Origin of the sequence: Streptomyces sp. DH12 (genome assembly GCF_020873895.1) — a bacterium.
GTDB lineage: Bacteria > Actinomycetota > Actinomycetes > Streptomycetales > Streptomycetaceae > Streptomyces.
The window spans coordinates 1-448 of record NZ_JAHWGT010001117.1 but is presented as its reverse complement, the minus strand read 5'-3'; the positions used below and the strand labels follow the sequence as shown (position 1 = coordinate 448).

Here is a 448-nt window from a genome sequence, read left to right as displayed (position 1 = left end):
CCACGATCGCCGGGCTCCGCTCCCTGCGCACGGAGTGGCTCGCCCACCTCGACACCCTCACGGACGCCGACCTGGACGCCCCGGCTCCCTTCCCCTGGCCGGACGACCCGTCCCGCCCGAAGGCGCACATGCTGGCCTGGGTCAACGCGGAGCTGATGAAGAACGCGACGGAGATCGGCCAACTCCGCATGCTGCGGGCGGCGTCATGAACGGTGACGCCGCCGCCCCCCGGCCCCCGTGGTCCCTGCTCGTCCTCGACAAGGCGTTCCGCTCCTGCTGGGCGGCCGACACCAGCTCACCCGACGACCAGCCCGACTGGCGCCCGGACAACCCCTCCGTGGGCCACTGCGACAACACGACCCAGGTGGGCAACGACCTCTTCGGCGGCGACCACCAGGTCGCCGACGTCCGCCGGGACGGCTCCCCGCACGGCTACCACTGGTGGAAC

The 448-nt window shown here is 72.8% G+C and carries 1 protein-coding gene and 1 pseudogene; both read left to right on the top strand.

Translation table 11 applies throughout. The features are described from left to right. The coding region (locus LPA54_RS38815) for a DinB family protein (protein ID WP_228985095.1) at nt 1-209 on the top strand (209 nt) is incomplete at its 5' end. After that, nucleotides 206-448 (top strand): annotated as a pseudogene (locus LPA54_RS38810) (hypothetical protein); the annotation flags it as partial. The gene LPA54_RS38815 and the pseudogene LPA54_RS38810, both read left to right, overlap by 4 nt.